The sequence below is a fragment of the Brevibacterium sp. BRM-1 genome (assembly GCF_026802075.1).
Taxonomy (GTDB): Bacteria; Actinomycetota; Actinomycetes; order Actinomycetales; family Brevibacteriaceae; genus Brevibacterium; species Brevibacterium rongguiense.
The window spans coordinates 2,339,443-2,363,353 of the sequence record NZ_CP113788.1; the positions used below are offsets into that span (position 1 = coordinate 2,339,443).

Consider the following 23,911-nt stretch of genomic DNA (forward strand, 5'->3'; position numbering starts at 1 on the left):
GAGGAGAGGCGCGGATTCGCACCCCTGCGAATCTCGCCTATTCTGAGCGTGGAGCGGGTCGCTGCGGACCCAGTTCCGCGTCTCTCCCACTTGCCGAGCGATCGGCCCTCCGCCCTAGGACTCCTATGCCTTCGCTCGTGCGCGCCTGCGCCGCCGTCCTCGCCGCCGTCCTCGCCGTGCTGGGCCTGACCGTCCCCGCGGGCCCCGCCGCCGCGAAATCTGCGCCGCGCTTCGATGTGGTGTCGCTGTCCATGAAAGACATGGTCGTTTCAAGGAACTCGGGATGTCCGTATTCGTATGTGCACCTGAAGTCGAGAACGAACGTGCGCACGTGGGACTTTCACACGCGAATGACGAAGGGAAGGACTGTCCTGCGAATCGCCGACACGTACCCGTTCTCATATCCTTACGCGGATTTCGACAGTCGTGATCATCCGCGGACAGCGCGAATTGGACTCTGTCCCTACAACAAAATCCTCGGCAAGATCACGATTGGTCCGGGACATGCATTCCTCAAAGTCGGTTCGAAGTGGATTGAGAAGCGCTCGAAGGTGAAGGGCTACTTCTACATCCGCGCGAAGTCGTCCCTGACGGCGAGCTCTCGCCGCTCGGGTTCGACCGTGCGCGTGAGCGCGCAGGCCAAGCGCTTCAACGTCGATTGGCAGCACCCGCGCTACGTGGCCTACAGTCCCAAGCGCGCCCAGCTGCAGGTCAAGTCCGGCCGGGGCTGGAAGACAGTGCAGACGCGCAACTTTTCACATGGTCGCGCCCACTTCTCGGTCAAGCAGCGGGGCAAGCGGGCCTACCGTGTCGCCTACCCCCGGGTCAGCTGGGCAACGGGCGCGGCGACGCGCACCTTTACGCGCTGACCCACACCGCCGGCTGGCGGGCAGCTGACTGCCATTGCGTCCATCCCAGGGCCTGGCAGTGAGACAGCCCGCCCGCAGTGGCATCCTTGGACTATGACCGAGCACACACAGCCGCAGCCCACCGCCGACCTCTACGACGAGCGCGGTGACGCGCTGGACTCCGTCTCGCTGCAGTTCCAGGACCTGGGCGGGGCTACCCGCTTCGCCGGCCCCATCCGCACGATTCGCTGCCACCGGGACAACGCGCTGGTCAAGCAGCTGCTCAACACGCCGGGGGAGGGCGCAGTCCTCGTGGTCGACGGTGCCCGCAGCCTCGAGTCCGCCCTTATGGGCGACATGATCGCGGAATCGGCCGTGGCCAACGGCTGGGCGGGCGTCATCATCAACGGCGCCATCCGGGACCGCGCCGCCATCGCCGAGCTGCGCCTGGGCGTCAAGGCGCTGGGCTCCAATCCGCGCAAGTCGGCGAAGGACGGGGCCGGCGAGATCGACGTGCCCGTCAGCTTCGGCGGCGTGACTTTCGAGCCCGGTGGCCGGCTGTGGGCCGACGAGGACGGCATCCTCGTCGAGCCGGCGAGCACCGCGAGCGCGCACAGCAGCACCGCGAGAGCAGACGGCGTCACCGCGCCCGGCGCCCCGACGCGCGGCTGACATGGCCGACGCGCACTCGGCCGGCCCGCTCGCGGGCACGACGATCATCGAGAACGCGTCGTTCATCGCGGGCCCCAGCGCCTGCCTGGGCCTTGCGAAACTGGGTGCCCAGGTCATCCGGATCGACCCGCTCGGCGGCGGCCCCGACAGCGACCGCTGGCCGGTGGACCCCTGCGGCACCTCGATCTACTGGCACACGCTCAACCGCGGCAAGCGGTCGGTGGCCCTTGACCTGCGCAGCGACACCGGGCGCCGGCTCGCGATGGACCTCATCACCGCACCGGGCACAGGTGGGGGCATCCTCGTGGAGAACGGCGCCGCCCGCAGGCACCTCGACGACGCCCTGCTGCGCGAACGCCGCGCCGACCTCATCCACGTGGGCGTCACTGGCAGGGCCGACGGCGCCCCGGCGGTCGACTACACCGTGAACGCGGCCACCGGCGTGCCCGGTCTCACCGGCCCGGCGGACTCGGAGCGGCCCGTCAACCACGTGCTGCCCGCCTGGGATCTGCTCTGCGGCCAGGCAGTCGTCTCCGCCGTGCTGCTGGGCCTCCTGCGGCGCGCCACCACGGGAAGGGGCAGCTTCGAGACGATCGCGCTCGAAGACGTCGCGCTCTCCGCTGTTGCGGATCTGGGCTGGTACACCGAGGCCCTGGCCGCCGACCGCCCCCGCCACGGGAACCACCTGTTCGGCACCTTCGGCACGGACTTCGCCACCGCCGACGGCCGGCACATCATGGTCACCGCGATCACCGTGCGCCAGTGGCGCGGGCTCGTCGAGGCCACCGGCCGCGGGGACGTCGTCACCGCGCTGGCGCAGGCGCTGGAGGCGGACTTCGAGGCCGAGGACCAGCGCTATGCCCACCGCGCCGTCCTCGAGGCGGTCTTCGCCCCGTGGTTCGCGCAGCGCACCTGCGCGCAGGCATGTGCCGCGCTGGGGGAGACGGGCGCGCTCTTCGCGCCGTACGCCACCGCCGCCGAGGCGGCCGCGGCCTGGCCGTCGACCCCGGTCCTCGACCGGGTCGAGCACTCCGCAGCCGGACCGCTCATCACCGGCGCCTCGCCCATCCGGGTGGACGGCGCCTACCTGCGCGCCGATGCCCCCGTCCGCCTGGGCGCCGATACCCGCAGCGTGCTCGCCGAGCGTCTGGGGCTCACTGCCGCGGAACTCGACGACCTGGCCGCGCAGGGCGTCATCGCCTGAGCGAACTCCATCCCCGGCCCGGACCCGGGACGGCGAAGCGGGCCCGAGGCAATTGCCTCGGGCCCGCTTGGCGCCTGCCTGCCGCCTGCGGCGGCTCGGGGCGGGCGCCCGCGAGCGCCCGGCCCGGCTCAGTGCTTGGGCTTGTCGACCTCTTCGAACATCGAGTCGTCGTTGTCCTCGAGGAACTGCTCGCGGTCGAGCTCGGAGTCCAGGCTGTCGGTCTCGCTCTCGGCGATCACGGCGGTGGCCTCGTCGCCGGTGGCGAGGTCGGCATCCTGATCCGTCGTCGCGGAGGTCGCGGCCTCGGGGACCGGAACCTCGCTCACGACCGGCGCGGTTGCCGCCGCGCCCTGCTCGGAGCGGGGCGTCGAGCCCACGGGGCGGGCATCGGCGGGGCGGTTGCCGGGCAGCGGCGTCGACCAGGGGTCCTCGACCGGCTGCGCCTTCTTCCAGATGTAGTAGCCGATGCCGCCCACGGCACCGGTGAGCAGGATCCAGAACAGCCACATGCCGAAGCCAGCCTTGGACTTGGGCTTCGTCTGCTTGGCCAGCGCGCGGCCCCGCTTGGCGAGGTTTTTCTGCGCCTTCTTCGCGGCCTTCTTGTCCCCGGTCAGCTTCTCCGCCAGGACGGCGACCGCGGCCGGGGTCTTGGCGCTGCCCAGCGCATCGGAGGCATCCCCGAGGTACTTCGAGGCGCGGCCGGCGGCCTCGTCGGCCGTCTTGTCGAACGAGCGGCGGGCGTCCTTGAGGCCCTCGCGGCTCTTGGCCTCGACGCGCTCGCCGAGCTCCTCGAGGCGGGGGCGGACGCGGTCCGCGGTGTGCTGGAGGTACTCGCTGGCCTCGCGCAGCTTGGGCGCCAGGGCTTCGCCGCCCTCGTGCAGCAGCTCATTGGCGCGCTCCAGGTAGGGCGCCGTGCCCTCGCGCACCGCGTCGCCCACGTTCGCGGCAGCGTGATTCACGTCCTTGAGCAGCCGATGGGCCTTCTTCTTGGGCTGGGCCTTCTTCTTGAACATCTCAACCTCCGTCGCAAGCGTGTACGCAGCGCCGGCATCTCGGGGTGCAGCGCCGTCAGCTTGCGCTGAGGCTCCCGTGCACCGGCCCCTCGCGGCCAGTCTACGGCCTCACCCGCACCACGTCAGGGCCGGTATCGGCAATTGGGCTGAGCGTTCGCGCAGACTCCGCCGCCCGCCCGCTGTGCTTTGGGCGCTCACACCCAGGCGCGGCGGACAGCGGTGCGGGCGGCGTGGAAGAATGGCGGCCATGACGAATGCAACGCAGCAGGCGATCCTGCACACGACCATGGGCGACATCACCGTGAACCTGTTCGGCGAGCAGGCCCCGGAGACGGTCGAGAACTTCACCGGCCTGGCCGAGGGCACCAAGGAGTACAAGGACGACGCGGGCCGGACGAACCCGCAGAAGTTCTACGACGGCCTGGGCTTCCACCGCATCATCAAGAACTTCATGATCCAGGGCGGCTGCCCTGTGGGCGCCGGCACCGGCGGCCCCGGCTACACGTTCGACGATGAGATCTCCCCCGAGCTGAAGTTCGACCGCCCCTACCTGCTCGCGATGGCCAATGCCGGCAAGCGCGGCGGCAAGGGCACGAACGGCTCACAGTTCTTCCTCACGACCGTGCCCACCCCGCACCTCAACGGCGCCCACACGATCTTCGGCGAGGTCGCTGACGACGACTCGAAGGCCGTCGTCGACAAGATCGAGCAGGTCCCCACCGGTCCCATGGACCGCCCCATGGAGCCCGTCACCATCACCTCGGTCGACGTCCTGCCGGCGTCCTGATCGAGTCGGCTCAGCGGACCGGGCCAGTGGACCGGGCGCACCTGTGACCCACGATCCCGGCGCCCACGGCGCACCCGAACCCGGCGCACGGCCCTCCCACGGTGAGGCCGGCGCCGGGTTCGGCCCGTCCGAGCGAGCGCCCCGGCCGGCCCCCGCCCCCGCGCACGCCCCGGCCCGCCCCGCTGCGGGTGGCCGCCGGCCGCGGCGGCCCTCTGCCACCGCGACGATCATCGCGGTCACGCTCGCGTGCTTCGTCCTCCAGTTCATCCCCGGCCTGCACCTGCAGCAGGCGCTGGCGTTCTCGCCCGCGCTCGCGGAGTCGCAGCCCTGGCGCGCGCTCACCGCCGCACTCGTCCACGCCCAGCCCAACCCCGGGCACGTGTTCTTCAACATGGTGGGCCTGTTCTTCTTCGGCACGTTCGTCGAGCGCTCCGTGGGCAGCCGCTTCCTCGTGGCGGTCTACGTCCTGGCCGCGTTCGGCGGCTCGCTGCTCACGCTCCTGCTGTCCTCCCCGTCCGCCGCCAACTGGCACGCGGGCTACGTGGGCGCCTCCGGTGCCGTGTTCGGCATCGTGGGCGTGCTGCTGACTCCCACCCGCCGCCTCGACCGCAACATCAGCGGGGTCGTGCTCTTCGTCGTGCTCAACGTGGGCTACATGGCCATCGAGCCCACCATCGCCTGGCAGGCGCACCTGGGGGGCCTCCTCGTGGGCTTCGTGCTCGGCTGCCTGCGGCTGCTGCCCCCGCGGCGCCTGGGCCCGCCGGTCTTCTGGGTGGGCGCCGGGGCACTGGCCGTGGTCATGGGCGCGCTCTACGCCCTCGCCTGAATCCCGGCGCCCGAGGCGGCCTGCGCCTGCCCCGGCCCGCGGCGCACTGTGCCTTCCCCGGCCCCGGCCCCGTACCTGTTCCGCGCCTCAACCGACCCCTCGCCTGAGCAGCCCCGTACCCGGCCCGGCTCCGCGCATGAGGAGCCCCGTATCCGAGGCGCGCAGGCGCGCGCTGCCGGCCCGCACCTCGGGCGCGGGGCGGGCGGGGCAGCGGCCGTCCTACGTGTCGTCGGAGGCGAACGGGTCCGGCGGGTGCAGCACGCGCGCGGCAAGGCGCAGCATCGCCTGCGTGACCGGGCCGATGCCGAACGCGTAGAGCAGCGTGCCGATGAACAGCCGGCCGCCCAGCAGCCAGCCGGCCGCCATGACGAGGACCTCGATGCAGGAGCGGACGAGCAGCACGGGCCTGCCGGTGCGCTCGACGAGGCCGGTCATGAGCCCGTCGCGCGGGCCCGGGCCGAACGCCGGGATGATGTAGAGCACCGTCGCGGCCCCGTTGATGACGATGCCCGCGGCCATGTAGGCGAGCTGCAGCCAGAGCGCGTCCGGCTCCGGCACGAAGCGCAGGGTGAGGTCGATGAAGGGCCCCACGAGCAGCGCATTGGACAGCGTCCCCAGCCCCGGCCGCTGGCGCAGGGGGATCCACAGGAGCAGCAGGAGCAGCGACAGGCCCACGGCGATCGTGCCGATCGACAGCGGGATGTGCAGCGCGAGGCCCTGGTGGAGCACATCCCAGGGGGTGTTGCCGAGCGTTGAGAGGATGAGCAGCCCGCTGGAGAAGCCGAACCCGGCCAGGCCCGCGTAGAGCGCGACCAGGCGCACGGGCAGCGGATAGCTCGCGAGCAGGCGGAAGTGCCCGCCCGCCCCTGCCGCCACGCGGCTAGCGCCAGCGCGTGGACATGCCCAGGCCCACCACGAGGATGCCGAAGCCCGCGAGCAGGTTCCAGTTGCCCCAGGCCTCGACCGGCCACTTGCCGCCGGAGACGTAGAAGACGACGAGCCACAGCAGGCCCAGGCCCAGAATGCTCAGGAGCACCGGCACGAACCAGCGCGGGTTGGGCTTGATGGACTGCTGGGTCTCCGAGGACGTGTAGCTCGACTGCTTGCGCGAACTCGAGCGCTTCGCCGGGTTGCCGGAGCGCGCCGTGCGCTTGGGCGAGCGCTCGCCCTTGGCGGGCTGCTTCGCCTTCTCCTTGGCGCCCTTCGCGCTCGCCGCAGTCTTCGAGCCCGTGGCACCCGCAGTCTTCGCGTCCTTCGAACCCGCGTCCTTCGAGCCCTTGGTGCCCGAGGCCTTCGAGCCCTTCGAGTCCGCGGCCTTCGCGGCGGCCTCCTCCTCGGCGGCCTCGGCGCGGTCCTTCGCCTCCTCCTCGGCGAACCCTGCGCGGTCGGCGGGATCGGGATCCTCGGCCGCCTTGGCCTCCGCGCGGGCGGCGCGCTTGTCCGCCTTGGCCTTCTTCACGCGGTGCTCATCGGCTGCGACCGCGTCGTCGTTGCCGGCGAGCTCATCGGTGCGCTTGTCCGCCTCGGCGCGGCGCTCCTCGTCCTCGGCGGCCTCGAGGTCGGCGCGGGCACGTGCCTCGGCGCGCTGCTCCCGCTCGTCCTCGGCGGCGAGCTGCTCCGGCAGGCCCGGGTCCTCGGGGTCGATGGGCTGCGCGCGCGGGTCGTCGATGTCGTCGATGAGCGCGGGATCCGGTGTCGTCTCCGCCGCCGAGGCGGGGGTGCGCTGGGTCCGGTGCGGCTTCTTGCCGCGGCTCGAGTTGGCCACGTCTCTCCTTAGGGTGCGGGTCCGATCGCACGTCGGGTCGTCCCGCTCACCAGTGGGCAGGCTGTCAGATGCAGTGAAGTCTACGCGGGATCGTCGAGCGCTGCCCATTCCCGCGCACCGCGCAGTGCGTCCGGCGGGTGCGCGATGGGGTGCCGTGTGCCTTGTTCGCGCGGTGGGCGCGGGGTTGTGTGCGCTCGACCGCGTGCATAGCCTGTCCTTATCCGCCGTCGAACGAGGACTCAGGAGCAGATGACTCAGCGCCCCGGCCCCGTCCCCGACGACCACGCCCCGGATCACCGGGGAGCGGCCGGCCAGGGCCCGAATGATCAAGGTTCGACCGGCCAGGGTCCGAATATCCAGGCTTGCAATGGCCAGGGTTCACACGCCCCGGACCCCAGCGGCCGGGGCTCGGGCGATGCGGACCCGCACAGCCGGGTCTCGAGCGGCCCGGGTTCGGACGCCTCGGCCCACGGCGGCCAGTGGCCCGGGAGCCAGCACCCCGGCGACCCCGTTGTCGGCCCGCCGGCGGGTGTGCGGGAACCGGGGACCGCCTCGGCGGCCCCCGGGGCGACGAGTCCCGGCGCGCAGAGTCCCAGTGCGGCGGCCCCGCCGGGTCCGCCTGGCCCGCCGGATGCGGCGGGACGGCGCGTGCTCGGCGTCGCCGCGATCGTCCTGCTGGCGCAGACCGCTCTCACGTCGATCGTGCCCGTCATCGCCCCGTTCGCCCGCGCGCTGGGGATCGCCGAATGGCAGATGGGCCTCGTCATCTCCGTGGCGGCCCTGTGCATCGTGCTCACCGGGCCGCGGTGGGGCCGTGCCGCGCAGCGCTGGGGGCCCAAGCGGGTCCTGGCCGTGAGCCTGGGCAACGGCATCCTCGCGATGGTCGCGTTCGCGCTCGTCGCCCAGGCGGGCCTCGCGGGGGCGCTGTCCGTGCTCACCGTGGTGGGCGGGCTCATCGCCTCGCGCGGGGTGTGGTTCGGCCTCAGCGAGGCGGCGCTCGTCCCCACGGCCCAGACCTACGTCGCCTCACTCACCGACAGCCGGGAGGCGCGCGTGCGCGGCATGGCCTCGATCGGCGCCGCGCAGGGAGTCTCCATGCTCATCGGCCCGGCCGCCGGCGGGCTGCTGGGCGGCATCAGCCTTATGGCCCCGGTCTGGGCCTCGCCCGGACTGCTGGCGGCCGCCCTCCTCATCGTGCTCATCGGCCTGCCGGCGCGCCGCGGGGCGGCCACCGACCCCACCGCGCGGGTCTCCCCGCTCGACCGCCGCGTGCTGCCATACCTGGTCGTCTCGTTCGGCATGTTCACGGCGTTGGGCTTCGTCGACATCCTCATCGGCTTCGTCGCCCAGGACCGCCTGGGCCAGTCTCCTGAGCGCACGGCGCTCACCACCGGCCTCGCGCTCGTGGCCGCCGGCGTGGGGCTGGTCCTCAGCCAGACGGTCATCGTGCGCCTGCGCAGCTGGAGCCCGCGCGGCCTCATGCTCGTGGGCGCCATCGTGGCGGCCCTGGTCTTCGCGGGACTCGTGCCGGACCTCGGTGCCGTGGGCATCTTCGGCGGCGTCTTCCTCGCCGGCATCGGCATGGGCATGGCCTCACCGGGGGCCATCAGCGGCGCCACCCTGGTCGTGGGGCGCGCGGAGCAGGGCAGCATCGCCGGCCTCATCGCTGCCGTCAATGCCCTCACGATCATCGTCGCACCGCTGCTCGCCACCGTGCTCTACGGCTTCGCCCCGGCGGTTCCGCTGCTGCTCGGCACCGCCGCGGCCCTGGCGATCGCCGGGTTCGTCTGGGCCAGCCCCCGGCTGCGCCGCGATGGCGCAGCCCACGCGGGTGAGGCGGTGGACCCCGCGCTGGCGCAGGCGGGCCTGGCACAGGACGGGGGCGATCCAGGCGGTGCAGGCGCAGCCGTGGACTGAGGCGTGGGCCAAGCGGGAGTGCGGGCCCCTGGCCTGAGGCGCTGGCCGCCGCGCGCCGGTGCGGTTCGGCTTAGAATACGAGGGGACCGTGCGGGCGCCTGCCCGCTTGAGCAGCCGAAAGCAGATGATCAGTGGACCAGCCCATGAGCCGCCGCGAGCGGATTGCGCAGGAGCGCGCCGCCCAGGAGGCTCAGCGCGGAGGGACCCCCGCGTCCGCTGCGGATGCCGCGGAGCCCGCGTCCGGTCGGCCGCCTGTGGGTCGTCAGTCCGCGGTCCAGCCGACCGCCGGCGAGGCGGCCGCGCGGGGCGAGCAGCTCAGCGGCGAGCAGTCCCGCGGCGGACGGCGCGGCACCGAGCATTTCAGTGCCGAGCAGGTGAGTAACGAGCAGTCGGGTGGCGAGCCCCCGACCGAGCGCTTCGATCCGATCGGCGGTGGACAGGGGTCCGCCGCCCGGCCCGTCATCCGCTCGGCGCAGCCCACCGGCCAGCAGGCGGCACTCGGCCAGGGCTACGGCACCGGCGGCCGCGCCTACGCGGGCCGCGCACCCCACGCGCCGGCGCAGCACCCGAACGCCGCGGCGCCCTCCGGCCCACCTGCGGGCGGTCAGGCGCATCCCCAGTCCGCGCAGTACGGCTGGCCCACCGCCGCGGCCCCCGCGGCCGCGGACTACTCGGCGCGGACCCAGCCGTGGGCCGGCCAGCAGCAGGCCCAGCCCGCGGCGCCCGCGGTGGCCGGGAGCACCTCGGCGGCGGGCGCCGGGGACTCCGGCGCTGGCGGTGGGAGCCGGAACCGGGAGTACGAGCCGCTGGGCCCCGTGCGCGGCACCATCCGCGCGTTCGGCGAGCTGTGCATCACCGCCGGCCTCGTCCTCATCCTCTTCGTCGTCTGGCAGCTGTGGTGGACCGACTTCGCCGCGGACAACGACAACCAGAAGCTCGCGGACCAGCTGACCACGCAGTGGAAGGACAACCCCAAGGACGAACTGCCGGATGACCCGGACGAGCCCGTCGTGGGCAAGGCGCCGGAGGCGGAGAAGGCCTTCGGGATCGTCTACATCCCCCGCTTCGGCGACGACTACTACCGCACGCTCGCCGAGGGCGTCTCCCTGGACCCCGTGCTCAACAACATGGGCCTGGGCCACTACCCGTCCACCGCGATGCCCGGCGACGTGGGCAACTTCGCCCTGGCCGGGCACCGCGTGACGTACGGCAAGCCGCTCAACCAGATCGCGGAGATGCGACCGGGGGACAAGATCATCGTGCAGACCGCGGATGGCTACTACACGTACACGTTCCGCAACTTCGACATCGTCCTGCCCGATGACACCGACGTGCTCTCGCCCGTCCCGGCCTACCCCAAGTACAAGGGCAAGGACCGGATCATGACGATGACGGCGTGCAACCCCATGTTCTCCGCGCGTGAGCGCTACATCGCCTACTCCGAGCTCACCGACTGGCGGCCGGCGTCCAAGGGCGCGCCCACGGACATCAAGGACTCGCCCGCGTTCGCAGATGCAGGAGGCAAGTGACCGTGTACGGATTCATCTGGCGCAACCTCCCCGGGCCGTGGTTCGTCCGCCTGCTCATCTGCCTCATCCTCATCGCCGCCGTGTGCTACCTGCTCCTGCAGTTCGTCTTCCCCGTCATCGCCCCGTACATGCCGTTCAACGGCGCCACGGTGGACGAAGGGGGCGGGCAGTGAGTGGAGCCGGTGCGCACATCCTCGTCGTCGACAACTACGACAGCTTCGTCTACACGCTCGTGGGCTACCTGCGCGAGCTCGGTGCGCGCACGACCGTCATGCGCAATGACGACTTCGATGCGGCCCAGCTCGACGAGCTGCTGCCCGGTTTCAACGGCGTGCTCCTGTCCCCCGGCCCCGGTGCGCCGGCGGATTCCGGGGTGAGCCCCGCGGTCATCGCCTGGGCGGAGGCCCACCGCCTGCCGCTGTTCGGCGTCTGCCTGGGCCACCAGGCCCTCGGCGAGGTCTTCGGCGCGACCGTGGCGCACTCGCCCACGCTCATGCACGGCAAGACCTCGCTCGTCGAGCACACCGGCGAGGGCATGTTCGCCCACTGCCGCAACCCGCTGACCGCCACCCGCTACCACTCGCTGGCCATCGTCGACTCCACGCTGCCGGCCGAGGTCTTCGAGACGACCGCGCAGACCCGCGACGGCGTGGTCATGGCGATCGCGCACCGCACCGCACCGCTCTTCGGCGTCCAGTTCCACCCCGAGTCCGTCCTCACCGAGGACGGCTACCAGATGGTGGGCAACTTCCTCGCCGTCTGTGGGATGCCCGAGGCGGCCCAGGCCGCGCGGGGGCGCTCGCCCATTGCCTCGGCGGGCCTCAACCGGGCCTGAGCCTGGGCTGCAGCCGCCGAGGCGCGGCCGACGGTCCGGCCTCGCCGGAACCTCCCATCTCGGCCCGGTTCCCGGCGAATCCCGGCCACGAGCGAGCTCACGAGCCCGGTCGCCCCGGCACGCGCACAGCGGCCGGCACCCGGATGGGTGCCGGCCGCTGAGGGCGAGGGCGAACGCACGGGCTACATGCGCCGCAGGCTCTCGATGAGCTCGTCGACGGCGCTCGAATCGCTGTCCGCATTCCCGGGATCGGGGGCGGAGTCATCGCCGTCAACCCCGTTGTTCTGGTCGGAGGGAACCGGGAGCGGGCCGCCGGTCGCCGAGGGCAGGGGCGCCTCGGTGGTGGGCTCCGGCGTGGGCGGGGCCTTTGCCACGGTCACCGTGATGGTGGCGTGCTGGTCGGTCTGCCCGCCGCCCTTGATGTTCTGCTGGAAGACCTTGCCCGCGTCGTGGTCCGCGGTCTCCTCCTCCTCGACCTGGCAGCCCAGCTGGTACTTGTCGTCCTTGAGGATCTTGCAGGCGTCGTCGCCGGACTTGCCGGTGACGTCCGGGACGTCGACGAGGCCGGTGGAGAGCACCAGGTCGACGTTCGAGCCCTTCTTCACGGTCTTGCCCTTGCCCGGCTTCGTGGAGATGACGTTGCCCTTCTCCACGGTGGGCGAGTTCTTCTCCGTGTTGTTGCCGGCCTTGAGGCCCGCGTCGTCGAGCTTCTGGCGCGCCAGGGATTCGGTGTCGCCGCCGGTGTCCGGCACCTTGACCTCATCGGGACCGGTGGAGACGTAGAGCGTCACCGTGTCCCCGCGGCGCACCTCGGTGCCCGCGTTCGGATCGGTCTTGACGACGCTGCCGGAGTCGACGTCGTCGTCCGCGATCTCCTGCTGCTTGGACTGCAGCCCCTGCTCCTGCAGGTACTGCGCGGCGTCGTCGGCCTTGCGCTCGACCAGGTCGGCCAGGGCGAACGGGGGGTTCTCCTCCGGCTTCGTGGCGTTGTAGACCCACAGGCCCAGCCCCGCGAGCACGAGGACCATGAGCGCGGCGCCGGCCCACAGCCAGCCGCGCTTGCGGCGGGTGGCGGCCTGCTCTTCGGGCCCGGCGTCCGGCAGGGCGGACAGGCCCGAGGTCGCCGGATGGGGGTCCTGGCCGATGCTCGCGACGGCGCCCGTGGGGGTGCCGCCCGTGGGCGCCGCCCCCTGGCCCATCGGCACCGGGAGGGGGGCCACGACGGTGGGCGGGGCCTGGGTGATCGCCCGAGTGGCGTCCTCGCCGTCGATGGACAGCGGGCGGCCGTCGCGGGCCGCGAGGACGTCCTCGCGGAACGTGAACGCGTCCTGATAGCGCTTGTCGCGGTCCTTCTGCAGGGCGTGGAGGACCAGGCGGTCGACGCTGGCGGGAATGCCCGCCACGAAGTCCGACGGGGGCCTGGGGGTCTCACCCACGTGCTGGTAGGCGACGGCCAGCTGCGAATCGCCGGTGAACGGCGGGCGGCCCGTGAGGAGCTCGTAGAGCAGGCACGCCGTCGAATACAGGTCCGAGCGGGCATCGACGATCTCGCCGCGCGCCTGCTCGGGGCTCAGGTACTGGGCGGTGCCCACCACGGACTGGGTGTTCGTCAGGCTGCCGGTGTCCTCGAGGGCGCGCGCGATCCCGAAGTCCATGACCTTGATGTCGCCGTCCGGGGTGAGCATGACGTTGCCCGGCTTGATGTCGCGGTGGACGATGCCGTTGCGGTGGCTGTACTCCAGCGGCGCGAGCACGCCCGCCGTGACGTCGAGGGCCTCGCGGACCGTGAGGTGGCCGTGGGCGGAGAGCACCTGGCGCAGGGTCTGCCCGTCGATGTACTCCATGACGATGAAGGGCACCTGCACGGCGGAGCCGCCGGATTCCGTGAACGTCTCCTCGCCGGAGTCGTAGACGCCCACGATGCCGGGGTGGTTGAGGCCCGCGGCGGACTGCGCTTCGCGCTTGAGGCGCTCGTGGAACGACGGGTCGCGCGCCAGGTCGGAGCGCAGCAGCTTGATCGCCACCCGGCGCCCGAGGCGCGTGTCGAGTCCCGCGTGCACCTCCGCCATGCCGCCGCGGCCCAGCAGGTCGCGCACCTCATAGCGGTCGGAGAGAATCCTGGGCTCGCTCATGAATCTCCTCCGCTGCCCGCGCCGGAGCCGCTGTCCGAGCCGCCGGAGTCGCCGGCGCCGTTGTTGTCCGAACCGCCGCCGGCGTCGCCCCCGCTGCCGTTGTCGGAGCCGCCCGAGTCGCCTCCGCTGTCCGAATCGCTGCCCCCGTTGTCGGAGCCCGAATCGCCGGAGTCGCCGGAGTCGTTGCCGGACCCGGATCCGGAGTCGCTGCCGCTGTCGGAGCCCGAATCGGATCCGCTGCCGGAGTCCGAGTCGTCGTTCGACCCCGAGCCGCTGCCGGAGGTCTTCTTCGACGACGAGCCGCTGTCGTTGGACCCCGAGCCGTTGCCGGAGGTCTTCTTCGACGAGGACCCGCTGTCATTGGAGGACCCGGAGGAATCCTCGTTCGACGAGGAGCCCGAGCCGCGCGAGACCTCGATCGTCACGCGGTCGCCCTTGGCGAACGTGTAGCCGTCATCGCCGCGGCGCACGCGGGTGACGGTGCCGGCATCGCGGCTCGAGCTCACGGTCACGGCGCGCACCGTCAGGCCCAGCTGCTCGATGTTGCTCGTGGCGGACTCCTGGCTCAGGCCGATGTAGTCATCCGGGTCGAGGGTGACCGTCGCGCTGTCGGTCGTCTGGGACTGCTGCGCGGTGGGGCCGGGATCGGGCTGCGAGTCACCGCTCGTGGCAAACGTCCACACGCCCCACACGAGCAGCGCGAAGACGAGGATGCTGGCCAGCACGATCGCGAAGACCTTGCCGCCGGACATCTTCCGCCGGCCGTCCTGGAGCTCATCGGGGCGCTGGGCGTCCGCGCCCTGCGCATCGGCGGCCTGCCCGTACTGGCCCGTGCCGGGCTGCTCGGAGCCGACGACGGGGTTCTGCGCGGTCACGGGCAGCACGCGCGTGGCCTGGTCCCCGGCGCTGGGCTGGAAGGCGCGCGTGGCGTCCTCGCTGCCGGCGCCCTGGGCGAGCTGGGGGATCGCGGCCTGCGCGGCGGCGATGTCGCCGTTGGCCAGCGCGCGAGCGCCGGCCGCCACGGCGGCCCCGGAGTCCGGCCGCTGCTCGGGCTTCTTGGCGAGCATGAGGTCGACGAGGCGGCGGGCGGGCTCGGAGACGGTCTCGGGCAGCGGCGGGTGCTGCCGGTTGACCTGCGCGATGGCGATCTCCACCTGCGAGTCGCCGGTGAAGGGGCGCTGGCCGGCGAGCATCTCGTAGAGGATGACGCCCAGCGAGTACAGGTCGGACTGGGGCACCGAGCCCTTGCCGGTGGCCTGCTCGGGGGCCAGGTACTGCGCTGTGCCCATCACCTGGCCGGTCTTCGTCAGCGGTGCCTGGTCCGCGGCGCGCGCGATCCCGAAGTCGGTGATCTTCACGCGGAAGTCGGGCGTGATGAGCAGGTTGCCCGGTTTGATGTCGCGGTGGACGACGCCCGCGCGGTGCGCGGCATCGAGGGCCTGGGCCGCCTGGGCGGTGACGTCGAGCGCATCGTGCTCGCTCATCCCGCCGTTGCGGTCGAGGATGGAGGACAGCGGCTCACCCGGGACGTACTCCATGACGAGGTAGGGCGAGCCGTTCTCCTCGCCGTAGTCGTAGACGCCGGCGATCCCGGGGTCGGACACGGCGCCCATGCTGCGGGCCTCCGCGCGGAACCGGTCGAGGAACGACTGATCGCTCAGGTACTCCTCTTTCATGATCTTCGCCGCGATCTGACGGTCGAGGATCGTGTCGCGGCCGCGCCACACCTCGCCCATCCCGCCCACGGCGATGCGGCTGGTGAGCTCGTACCGGCCGCCGAGCATCGTTCCGGGCTGGGGTCTCATTTGTCGATCACCGCTTCCATGATGTCCTTGGCGATGGGGCCCGCCACCCGTCCGCCGGATGCCTCGCTGCCCGCGCTGCCGCCGTCCTCGACGACGACGGCGACCGCGACCTGCGGGTCGTCGGCCGGGGCGAAGGAGGTGAACCAGGCGTGCGGGGAGCCGCCCTCCGCGTGCTGCGCCGTGCCGGTCTTGCCGGCCACCTTGACGCCGCTGATCTGGGCCGCGGTGCCGGTGCCGTCCTCCACGACGGACTCCATCATGTCCGTGAGGGAGTCCGCGGTTCCGGAGCTGATGGGCCGCGAGAACTCCTTGGGGGAGGGCTTCTCGATGGTCTCGAGGGTCTTGGCGTTGCGCACCTGCTTGACGAGGTTGGGCGTCATCTCGCGGCCGCCGTTGGCGATCGCGGCGGCGACCATGGCCATCTGCATGGGCGTGGCGCGCACCTCGTACTGGCCGATCGCGGACATCGCCAGGCTGGGCTCGTTCGCATCCGCCGGGAAGGTCGACGGCGAGACGGACAGCGGCATGTCGAAGCGCTTGCCGAAGCCGAACTTCTCCGCCTGCGCGTTGAGCGCCTTGCCGCCCAGGTCCATGCCGAGCTGGGCGAATGCGGTGTTGCACGAGATCGTCAGCGAGTGCTTGAGCGTGGCCCGGCCGTTCGAACCGCACGTCTCGCCGCCGGCGTTGCGCAGGGAGCGGCTGGTCTGGGGCAGCTTGAGCGAATCCGGCGCGGAGATCTCCGAATCGGGCTTGACGTCGCCCTTCTCCAGGGCGGCGGCGGCCGTGATGAGCTTGAACGTCGAGCCCGGCGGGTAGAGATTGCCGCCGATCGCGCGGTTGTACAGCGGCTTGCTCTTGGCGCCCTCGAGGCGCTGGTAGGCGTCCTGCGCGCTGCTGCGATCGTGCGTGGCCAGCGTGTTCGGGTCGAAGCCCGGGGTGGAGGCCATCGCGAGCACCTCGCCGGTCTTCGGGTTGAGGGCGACGGCGGCCCCGCGCTGATCGCCCAGGCCCTCCCAGGCCGCGCGCTGGGCCTTCGCGTTGATCGTCAGGTCGATGGCCGCGCCGGAGGGCTGCTGGCCGGTGAACCAGCTGCCCACGCGGTCGTAGAACATCGCGTCGGAGGTGCCGGAGAGCAGGTCGTTCTCCGAGCGCTCGAGCCCGGTGGTGCCGGAGACGATGGAGAAGTAGCCGGTCATGTTCGCGTACGCCTTGGCCGACAGGCCGTCCCCGCCGTAGGTGCGCTGGTACTTGTACTCGTCGTCCACGGGGTTCGAGGCGGCCAGCTCCTTGCCGTCGACGAGGATGGGCCCGCGCGGACGGGCGAGCTCGGCGATGACCGTGCGGTTGTTCAGCGGGTTCTGCCGCAGGCTGTCCGCGGCGAAGTACTGGATGGCGCTCGTCGAGCCGAAGAGGAGGGCGAACAGGACGAAGCCCACGACGGCGACGTGCTTGAGCGGGTTCTTCACTGGTCTTCACCTCCCATGCGGTTGCGGGATCTCACGGCGGGCCGGGCGGTCGTCGCGGCCTCCTCGGGATCCCCGAGGGGAGCCTCCTGCGGCCGCGGCGGCACTCCGGGTGAGGCCGCCTGCGCCCCGTGCTGGGGCAGCGCGGACGTCGGCGCCTCGTCCTCGGGGTGACCGGCCCGGGCGGCGGGCCCGCCCTCGGCCTGCGGGGCGGCCGCGGCGCGGCTGGGCCGCGCGCTGCCGGCCACCCGCCAGGCGTCGTCGTCATCCGGGCCCGAGGCGCGGGCCAGGTCCTCGTCGCTGAACTCGCCCGTCGCTCCCGAGTGGTAGGCGCCGGCGGCGGAGTCGGCAGCCACCGGTGCATCGGCGCCGGCCGGCCCAGCGCTGGCCGAGCCGGCGGTGCTTGCCGCGGGCGCCTCGGCGGCAGAGGAACGGCGGGCGCGGCGGCGCGGCGAGTCGTCCTCGTCGCGCAGCACGGGCAGCACGCCCGTGGGGATCTCCGCGACGGGCCGGCGCGCGTTGTCCGACATGCGCAGGAGCAGGCCCACGATGATCCAGTTGGCCACGAGCGAGGAGCCGCCAGCGGCCAGGAACGGGGTCGTGAGGCCGGTGAGCGGGATGACGCGGGTGACGCCGCCGACGACGATGAAGGTCTGCCACGCGAACGTGAACGACAGCCCCGCCGCGAGCAGCGTGCCGAAGCCGTCGCGAAGCATGAGCGCGGTCTTCATCCCGCGCTCGAAGAAGATGAGGTAGAGCGCGAGGATCGCGAAGAGGCCCACAAGGCCCATCTCCTCGCCCAGCGAGGCGAAGATGAAGTCCGAGTTGGCGAACGGCACCGTCTGCGGCCGGCCCTCGCCGAACCCGGTGCCCATGAGCCCGCCGTTGGCCATCCCGAACAGGCCCTGGACGAGCTGGTAGGACCCACCCGCCTGGCGGTTGAACACCTCCGGGTCCAGGGCGTGGAGCCAGCCGTCGACGCGCTGCTGGACGTGGTCGAAGAGCAGGTAGGCGACGTAGGAGCCGCCGGCGAAGAGCAGAGTGCCCAGCGCGATCCACGACTTCACCCCGGTGGCGATGTAGAGCATCGCCACGAACAGGCCGAAGAACAGCAGCGAGGTGCCCAGGTCGCGCTGGAAGACGAGGATGCCCACGCTGGCCAGCCACGCGATTGCGATGGGCCCGGTGTCGCGCAGGCGCGGCAGGCGCAGGCCCAGCACCTTCTTGCCGGCCAGGGCGAGCTGATCGCGGTAGTTCACGAGGTAGCCGGCGAAGAAGACGGCGAGCAGGAGCTTGGCGACCTCGCCGGGCTGGAACGAGAACGGGCCCACGGAGATCCAGATCTTGGCGCCGTGGACGGTGGTGCCCAGGCCGGGGACCAGGGGCAGCAGGAGCAGCACGATCGCCGCGAGGCCCGACAGGTAGATCCAGCGGCGCAGGATGCGGTGGTCGCGCATGACGATGACGACGGCCGCGGCGAGGATGCAGCCCAGGGTCATCCAGATCATCTGGCTGTCCGCCTGGTGCTTGTCGGCCGCGATGTCGAGGCGGAAGATCATCGCCAGGCCCAGCCCGTTGAGCAGCACCGCGATCGGCACGAGCACCGGATCGGCGTACTTGGCACGCCACCACGTGACGATGTGCAGGCCGATCCCCAGGCCGGCGAGCCAGAACGTGTACTCGTAGACGTCCGCGGGCACGGAGTCGGAGGTGCCCAGGCCCACGAGCACGTAGGCCGCGGCGGAGATCGCGACGGCGATGAGGACGAAGAGCAGCTCGGCGATGCGGTACGTGCGCGGGCCGCGCAGCTCCGAGGATTCGGCGGCCTGCGCGGCGGCGGGGGCGGGTGCCTCCTGGGCCGCCGCGGCGGGTGCGTAGCTCATGCGCCGGCCCCCGCATCGGCGCTGGCGCCCACCGGGCTGCTCGGCGCCGGGTCCGGGGACTCGGTGGCGTCCGAGGCCCCGGGCTGGATCCCGGTGCGCTGGGAGTTGGCCTCCGACTCGCGGCGCATGTCGCCCACGACCTTCTCCGCGGACTCCTTGGAACCGGCCGGAATGGTCTCCTCGAGGCGGTGCTGGCTGTAGGAGGACAGGCCGGTGACCTGGATGTCCGAGCGGTCCTCGACGCGGCTGAGCGCCACGGGGCCGATCTTCTGGGACACGCCGCGGTAGACCGTGACGTAGCCGCCGTCGTTGCTCACGTAGTACTGCGAGCGCACGAAGTTCCAGCCCAGCAGGCCGGCGACGCCGATCACCGCGACGACGACGAGCGCGGCGAGCAGGCCCTTGAGGGCGCGGCGGCGCGGGCGCGGCTCGTCGTCGAGGTCCTCGTCGAGGCCATCGGCGGGGGCGCCGAGCTCATGGGCGGCCTCGCTGTCGGCCTGGCAGTCGGCGCGGCGCTCGGCGCGGCTGCGGCGCTCGCCCGTGCCATCGTGGCCTGCGGCGCCAGCATCGGCTGCGGTTTGCTGGGCGGCACGCTCCTCGGCCGCCCGCTCTGCGCGGCGGCGTGCGCGGCGCGAGCCGGGGGGCGCCTCGGCGGCGGAATCGCCCGCCGCTTCGGCATCGGCCGCGGCGGCGGCCTCGTTGTCCGCCGCGCCACCCGCTGCCGCGGTCGCGCCGCCGGCGGCCAGGGCGGCACCGCCGTCGAGCTCGCCGGCCTCGGAGGCGCGCAGGGCGTCGCCGGCAGCGGAGTCCTCCCGCGCCTCGGCGGCGAGGATCTCGTCATCGGGGATGGCCTCCGTGGGCGTCTCGGAGCCCACGGCCCGCTGCCCGCCGGTGTCGATGAGCTCGGTGGGGCGGTCGCGCTGGCCCAGCAGGGCGAAGTGGGGGTTGATCCGCACGCTGCCCACGGATTCGCCGAGCTCGTGCTCGCCGGCCGGGGTCGCCTCGACGACGTCGCCGATGACGACGGTGACGTTGTCCGCGCCGCCGCCGGCCAGGGCCAGGTCGACGAGCTTCTCACAGCAGCGGCCGGGGTCGTCGATCGCGGTGAGGGCCTCGAGGATGTCCTCGTGGGAGGCGAAGCCGGTGAGCCCGTCGGAGCAGAGCATCCAGCGGTCGCCCACGCGGGTGTCGCGGATGGACAGGTCGAGCTCCGGGGCCGCGCCCACGTCGCCCAGCACCTTCATGACGACGGAGCGCTGCGGGTGGTGCTCGGCCTCCTCGGGCGTGATGCGGCCCTCGTCCACGAGCATCTGGACGAACGTGTGGTCCGCGGTCACCTGGGTGAGCACCCCGTCGCGCAGCAGGAAGCCGCGGGAGTCGCCGATGTGGGCCAGCGCCAGCCGGTCCCCGGCGCGCAGCAGCGCGGTGACGGTGGTGCCCATGCCGGCGAGCTCGGGCTTCTCGACGACGCTGTTGGAGATCCGCTCGTTCGCGTCGAGGATCGAGGTGCGCAGGCGCTCGAGGGCGTCCTGGCCCAAGTCGGCCTCGTCGAGGTCCGCGAGGCGGGAGACGGTGATCGCCGAGGCGACGTCCCCGCCTGCGTGGCCGCCCATGCCGTCGGCGATGAGCAGGAAGTTGGGGCCGGCATAGCCGGAGTCCTGGTTGTTCTTCCGCACCAGCCCGGTGTTCGAGCGGGCCGCGAAGTCGAACATGATGCCCTGTCCGCCCTGTGTCACGAACGCAGCTCCACGATGCTGTGGCCCACGGTGACGGGGGCGCCCACGGCCAGCGGCACGGCGCCGCGCACGCGCTCATCGCCCAGGAAGGTGCCGTTCGTGGAGCCCGCGTCCTCGACGTACCAGATGCCGCCCTGCGGGAAGATGCGGGCATGGTGGCCGGAGGCGAAGTCGTCATCGATGACGAGCACGTTGTCCTCCGCCCGGCCGATCGTCACGGCTCCGGTGCCCAGCGCCACGACCTCCCCGGTCCGCGGGCCGGAGACCACGACGAGCTCATGGGGGCGCTGGGGTGCGGGGGCGTAGCCGGCTCCGCTCCCCGCCGGGGGCGCCGAGGCGCCGGCGCCGGCCGCCGCTGCCCCGGCCATTGCGGGGGCCGGGTAGTCATTGGCGCTGGCGTTCATGCCGCCGCGGGAGCGCTGCGCGGCGCGCATGGCGCGGGCGCGCTGGCGCTTGGACTTGCGGCGCTGGCCGAACATGTCGGTGCGCAGCACACCGGCGATCGAGAAGATGAAGATCCACAGCAGCGCGAAGAACGCGAGCCGCAGCACCATGGCGGTGAGTTCGTTCATCGGTCTCCCGTCTCCGTCTCGTGGAAGGTCACGGCGGTGTCGCCGGCGACGAGCTCGACGCCGTCGGTGAGCGTGATGCTCGTGATCCGCCGGCCGTCGAAGAGCGTGCCGTTCGTGGAGCCCAGGTCCGTGGCCGTGGCGTGGTCGCCGTCGACCGTGATCTCGAAGTGGCGCCGGGAGATGCCGGGGTCGTCAAGGACGATGTCCGCGCTGTTCGAGGACCGCCCGAAGACGGTGGTGCCCGGCTCCAGGCGGTAGCGGCGCCCGCCCGCGCTCACGGAGAACTCCACCCGCCGCGCCGGCTGGCCCGAGCGGCGGGGGGAGCCCCCCGTGGGCGCGGGCACGGGCTGCGAGCTGCGCTGGCGCTGGGACTGCTCATAGGCCTCGGGGACAATGGGGTGGGCGCGCGATTCGGGGTCGTAGCCGCCGCGGTTGGCCGGCTGCGCGGCCGCCGTGCCGTCCGGCCGGCTGGTCTTGGCCCGGACGCGGTACATGCCCGTGTCCAGATCGTTGGCCTCCTCGATGGCGACGCCCACGGGGCCCACGAAGCTGTAGCCCTGCTCGACGGCGTGCTCTCCGATCACCTGGCGCAGGTCGTTGCGCAGCTCGCCGAAGATGGGCTCGAGGCGCTCGAAGTCATTGCGGGCCAGTTCGATCGTGTAGGCGTTCGCGGTGAGGGTGCGCCCGCGGGAGACGACGGCGGCCCGGGTGTCGGACTCCTTGCGCAGGGCGCCCGCGAGCTCCACGGGTTCGACCTGTGAGCGGAAGGCCTTCGCGAACGCGCCGTTGACGACGCGTTCGATGCCCCGCTCGAAGCGGTCGAGAACGCCCATGGATTCGCCTCCTCCGGGAAAGTGGGCCGGGCGCGTGAGGCGGCCGACCGGGTGCAGTCTCGTATGCGGTCAACGGCCCATGCTACCGGTTCGGCCTGGGGAGGCCATATTCCCGCAGGGCCGCCTGGGCGTTTGCGCGGCCAGTTCACATGTGGGCCGGGTGCGGCTGCGGCACCCGTTTGGCCCGCGCGCGGGCCAGCGTGTATTGTTTCGTTCTGCTGCTTGCGCGAGTGGCGGAATAGGTAGACGCGCTGGCTTCAGGTGCCAGTGTTCGAAAGGACGTGGGGGTTCAAGTCCCCCCTCGCGCACAGAACGCGCAGAAGGCCCCCGGCCGGGATCCGCTTCCCGGCCGGGGGCCTTCTCGCATCCCGGCCGGCGGGCCTAGGGTCGAATCCGACCGCAGCATCCGCGGCGGCAACCGCTGCCACGACAGCCGCGCGGCCGCAGCAGACAGGAGCGCCTCGTGAAGTCCTTCACCCTCAACAACGGCGTCGACATCCCGGCCCTCGGGCTCGGCGTCTTCCAGTCCAGCCCGGAGGAGACGGCGCAGGCCGTGTCCTCGGCCCTGATCCAGGGCTACCGGCACATCGACACGGCCGCCGCCTACGGCAACGAGCGGGAAGTGGGCGAGGCGATCCGCGCCTCGGGCCTGCCCCGCGATGACGTCTTCGTCGAGTCGAAGGTCTGGATCAGCGACTACGGCTACGACGAGACCCTGCATGCCTTCGACAAGGCGGCGGGGAAGCTCGGCCTCGAGCAGCTCGACCTGTTCATCCTCCACCAGGCGCTGCCTTCGGACTTCGAGCGCACGCTCGCGGCCTACCGCGCCCTCGAGGGGCTCCTCGCCGATGGCCTGGTGCGCGCGATCGGCGTCAGCAACTTCATGGTCGACCACCTCACCCGGCTGCTGGACCAGGCCGATGTCGTGCCCGCCGTCAACCAGATCGAGGTCCACCCCTACTTCCAGCAGCCCGAGGTCCAGGCGTTCGGCCGCGAGCACGGCATCCTCACCCAGGCATGGTCCCCGATCGGCGGGATCACGTTCTACCGGGAGGCCGGGCACACCTCGACCCTGGACGATCCGACCATCACCGCGATCGCGGACCGGGTCGGCAGGACGCCGGCCCAGGTGATGCTCGCCTGGCACATCGCCGAGGGCCGCCAGGTCATCCCGAAGTCTGTCAAGCCCGCCCGGATCGGGGAGAACATCGACGTCTTCGACATCGAGCTCACCGCCGAGGACCTGGCGGCCATCGACGCGCTCGACACCGGCAAGCGCGGCGGGCCCGATCCCGCGGAGGTCACGCTCGAGGCCTTCGGGCGCGAGATCCCCGAGGCTTGAACGGCCGGCCCAGGTGGAGATGTCGCGGGGCCACCTCACATCCACCGCCTCCGGCGCGTCTGCAGGGTGAAGAGGACGACGATCGCACCGCACAGCGGATCCGTACCCGCAGGGGGCACGGACTCACGCAGCGGGTACGGATCCGAGCAGCGAGCACGGACCCGCGCGGTGCACACGGAGAGGTGAGGACGATGACGGACCTCCGGCACACGCGAATCGACACCGCCCTGGGCGAGCTCACCCTCGTGGCGGACGGCGATGGCCTCACGGGGCTCTACTTCCCCGGCCACCGGCACCTGCCGGACGCCTCGGCGTTCGGCGTGCGGGTCGAGACCGCAGCGGACGCGGTGTTCGCGCGGACAGGGGCCCAGCTGGACGCCTACCTGCGCGGAGCGCGGCGGGACTTCGACGTTCCGCTGCGCACCCGCGGCGACGGCTTCTCCGAGCGCGTCTGGGCCCTGCTGCGCGAGATCCCGTACGGCACGACCACCACCTACGGAGCGCTCGCCCAGCGGCTGGGCGACCGGGGTCTCGCCCAGCGCGTCGGCCAGGCGGTGGGGCGCAATCCGCTGAGCATCGTCATCCCGTGCCACCGGGTCGTGGGCGCGGACGGTGCGCTCACCGGCTACGCGGGCGGCCTGGAGCGCAAGCGGTTCCTGCTCGAGCTGGAGGAGCCGGCCGCGGTGGCGGGCTCGCGGCTGTTCTGAGCCTCGCGCCTCACGTTCCGGGCAGCCGGCACGTCTACCGTG

At 72.3% G+C, this 23,911-nt stretch carries 21 protein-coding genes and 1 tRNA gene; 12 read left to right on the plus strand and 10 right to left on the minus strand.

Features of this window, described 5'->3' with window-relative positions; all coding sequences use genetic code 11:
* Positions 1–125 precede the first annotated feature (125 nt).
* From BRM1_RS10295 to BRM1_RS10305, 3 genes are all read left to right on the plus strand, one after another.
* Entirely contained in the window at positions 126–869 is a 744-nt protein-coding gene (locus BRM1_RS10295) for a hypothetical protein (protein WP_160952037.1), read from the plus strand.
* A gap of 93 nt (positions 870–962) precedes the next feature.
* The gene (gene rraA, locus BRM1_RS10300; protein WP_160952038.1) at positions 963–1,520 is read left to right on the plus strand and encodes a ribonuclease E activity regulator RraA; all 558 of its coding nucleotides are present in this window, start codon (positions 963–965) and stop codon (positions 1,518–1,520) included.
* Position 1,521: 1 nt separating this feature from the next.
* A complete protein-coding gene (locus BRM1_RS10305; protein WP_160952039.1) occupies positions 1,522–2,724 on the plus strand; it encodes a CoA transferase in 1,203 nt (400 codons plus the stop codon).
* A gap of 128 nt (positions 2,725–2,852) precedes the next feature.
* Here the strand turns inward: BRM1_RS10305 and BRM1_RS10310 are convergent, their stop codons facing one another.
* Positions 2,853–3,737 carry a hypothetical protein gene (locus BRM1_RS10310; protein ID WP_268525647.1) on the minus strand — a complete coding sequence of 295 codons (885 nt, stop codon included), beginning with the start codon at positions 3,735–3,737 and terminating at the stop codon, positions 2,853–2,855.
* 247 nt (positions 3,738–3,984) lie between these two features.
* On the opposite strand from BRM1_RS10310, the gene BRM1_RS10315 reads away from it, so the two are divergent.
* Positions 3,985–4,524, plus strand: a complete 540-nt coding sequence (locus tag BRM1_RS10315) for a peptidylprolyl isomerase (protein ID WP_160952041.1) — start codon at positions 3,985–3,987, stop codon at positions 4,522–4,524.
* Between the two features lie 43 nt (positions 4,525–4,567).
* The gene (locus tag BRM1_RS10320) at positions 4,568–5,350 is read left to right on the plus strand and encodes a rhomboid family intramembrane serine protease (protein ID WP_268525648.1); all 783 of its coding nucleotides are present in this window, start codon (positions 4,568–4,570) and stop codon (positions 5,348–5,350) included.
* A 219-nt stretch (positions 5,351–5,569) separates the two neighbouring features.
* On the opposite strand, the gene yczE is transcribed toward BRM1_RS10320, so the two are convergent.
* Together yczE and BRM1_RS10330 are read right to left on the minus strand one after the other, a co-directional pair.
* Positions 5,570–6,226, minus strand: a complete 657-nt coding sequence (yczE, locus tag BRM1_RS10325) for a membrane protein YczE (protein ID WP_268525650.1) — start codon at positions 6,224–6,226, stop codon at positions 5,570–5,572.
* A 4-nt stretch (positions 6,227–6,230) separates the two neighbouring features.
* A complete protein-coding gene (locus BRM1_RS10330) occupies positions 6,231–7,115 on the minus strand; it encodes a cell division protein CrgA (RefSeq protein ID WP_268525652.1) in 885 nt (294 codons plus the stop codon).
* A gap of 648 nt (positions 7,116–7,763) precedes the next feature.
* On the opposite strand from BRM1_RS10330, the gene BRM1_RS10335 reads away from it, so the two are divergent.
* The 4 genes from BRM1_RS10335 (at position 7,764) to BRM1_RS10350 (ending at position 11,396) form a co-directional block, all read left to right on the plus strand.
* Positions 7,764–9,032, plus strand: a complete 1,269-nt coding sequence (locus tag BRM1_RS10335) for an MFS transporter (RefSeq protein WP_268525654.1) — start codon at positions 7,764–7,766, stop codon at positions 9,030–9,032.
* Positions 9,033–9,163: 131 nt separating this feature from the next.
* Complete coding sequence (locus tag BRM1_RS10340; protein WP_268525656.1) at positions 9,164–10,561, plus strand: class E sortase; 1,398 nt, start codon at positions 9,164–9,166, stop codon at positions 10,559–10,561.
* The gene (locus BRM1_RS10345; RefSeq protein WP_235936187.1) at positions 10,558–10,734 is read left to right on the plus strand and encodes a hypothetical protein; all 177 of its coding nucleotides are present in this window, start codon (positions 10,558–10,560) and stop codon (positions 10,732–10,734) included. Before BRM1_RS10340 ends, BRM1_RS10345 begins: the two co-directional genes overlap by 4 nt.
* Positions 10,731–11,396 carry an anthranilate synthase component II gene (locus BRM1_RS10350; RefSeq protein ID WP_268525658.1) on the plus strand — a complete coding sequence of 222 codons (666 nt, stop codon included), beginning with the start codon at positions 10,731–10,733 and terminating at the stop codon, positions 11,394–11,396. The genes BRM1_RS10345 and BRM1_RS10350 overlap by 4 nt, the downstream gene beginning before the upstream one ends.
* A gap of 182 nt (positions 11,397–11,578) precedes the next feature.
* Here the strand turns inward: BRM1_RS10350 and pknB are convergent, their stop codons facing one another.
* From pknB to BRM1_RS10385, 7 genes are read right to left on the minus strand one after another with little or no spacing between them, the layout of a single operon-like run.
* Complete coding sequence (pknB, locus tag BRM1_RS10355; RefSeq protein WP_268525671.1) at positions 11,579–13,528, minus strand: Stk1 family PASTA domain-containing Ser/Thr kinase; 1,950 nt, start codon at positions 13,526–13,528, stop codon at positions 11,579–11,581.
* Positions 13,525–15,333 (minus strand): protein kinase domain-containing protein, encoded by a 1,809-nt coding sequence (locus BRM1_RS10360; RefSeq protein WP_268525673.1) that lies wholly within the window; start codon positions 15,331–15,333, stop codon positions 13,525–13,527. Before BRM1_RS10360 ends, pknB begins: the two co-directional genes overlap by 4 nt.
* Complete coding sequence (locus BRM1_RS10365; protein ID WP_160952045.1) at positions 15,330–16,799, minus strand: peptidoglycan D,D-transpeptidase FtsI family protein; 1,470 nt, start codon at positions 16,797–16,799, stop codon at positions 15,330–15,332. Before BRM1_RS10365 ends, BRM1_RS10360 begins: the two co-directional genes overlap by 4 nt.
* On the minus strand, positions 16,796–18,679 hold the full coding sequence (locus BRM1_RS10370) for an FtsW/RodA/SpoVE family cell cycle protein (protein WP_268525675.1): 1,884 nt from the start codon (positions 18,677–18,679) through the stop codon (positions 16,796–16,798). Before BRM1_RS10370 ends, BRM1_RS10365 begins: the two co-directional genes overlap by 4 nt.
* Positions 18,676–20,415, minus strand: coding sequence for a PP2C family protein-serine/threonine phosphatase (locus tag BRM1_RS10375; RefSeq protein ID WP_268525678.1), 1,740 nt, complete (start codon positions 20,413–20,415; stop codon positions 18,676–18,678). The genes BRM1_RS10370 and BRM1_RS10375 overlap by 4 nt, the downstream gene beginning before the upstream one ends.
* Positions 20,412–20,987 carry an FHA domain-containing protein FhaB/FipA gene (locus BRM1_RS10380; RefSeq protein WP_160953976.1) on the minus strand — a complete coding sequence of 192 codons (576 nt, stop codon included), beginning with the start codon at positions 20,985–20,987 and terminating at the stop codon, positions 20,412–20,414. Before BRM1_RS10380 ends, BRM1_RS10375 begins: the two co-directional genes overlap by 4 nt.
* The gene (locus BRM1_RS10385; protein WP_268525681.1) at positions 20,984–21,820 is read right to left on the minus strand and encodes a DUF3662 and FHA domain-containing protein; all 837 of its coding nucleotides are present in this window, start codon (positions 21,818–21,820) and stop codon (positions 20,984–20,986) included. Before BRM1_RS10385 ends, BRM1_RS10380 begins: the two co-directional genes overlap by 4 nt.
* A 224-nt stretch (positions 21,821–22,044) precedes the next feature.
* Between BRM1_RS10385 and BRM1_RS10390 the strand changes: the two genes are divergently transcribed.
* The 3 genes from BRM1_RS10390 (at position 22,045) to BRM1_RS10400 (ending at position 23,869) form a co-directional block, all read left to right on the plus strand.
* Positions 22,045–22,128, plus strand: a tRNA-Leu gene (locus BRM1_RS10390).
* A 155-nt stretch (positions 22,129–22,283) separates the two neighbouring features.
* A complete protein-coding gene (locus tag BRM1_RS10395) occupies positions 22,284–23,162 on the plus strand; it encodes an aldo/keto reductase (RefSeq protein ID WP_268525682.1) in 879 nt (292 codons plus the stop codon).
* A 191-nt stretch (positions 23,163–23,353) separates the two neighbouring features.
* Complete coding sequence (locus BRM1_RS10400; protein WP_268525684.1) at positions 23,354–23,869, plus strand: methylated-DNA--[protein]-cysteine S-methyltransferase; 516 nt, start codon at positions 23,354–23,356, stop codon at positions 23,867–23,869.
* Positions 23,870–23,911: the final 42 nt, after the last annotated feature.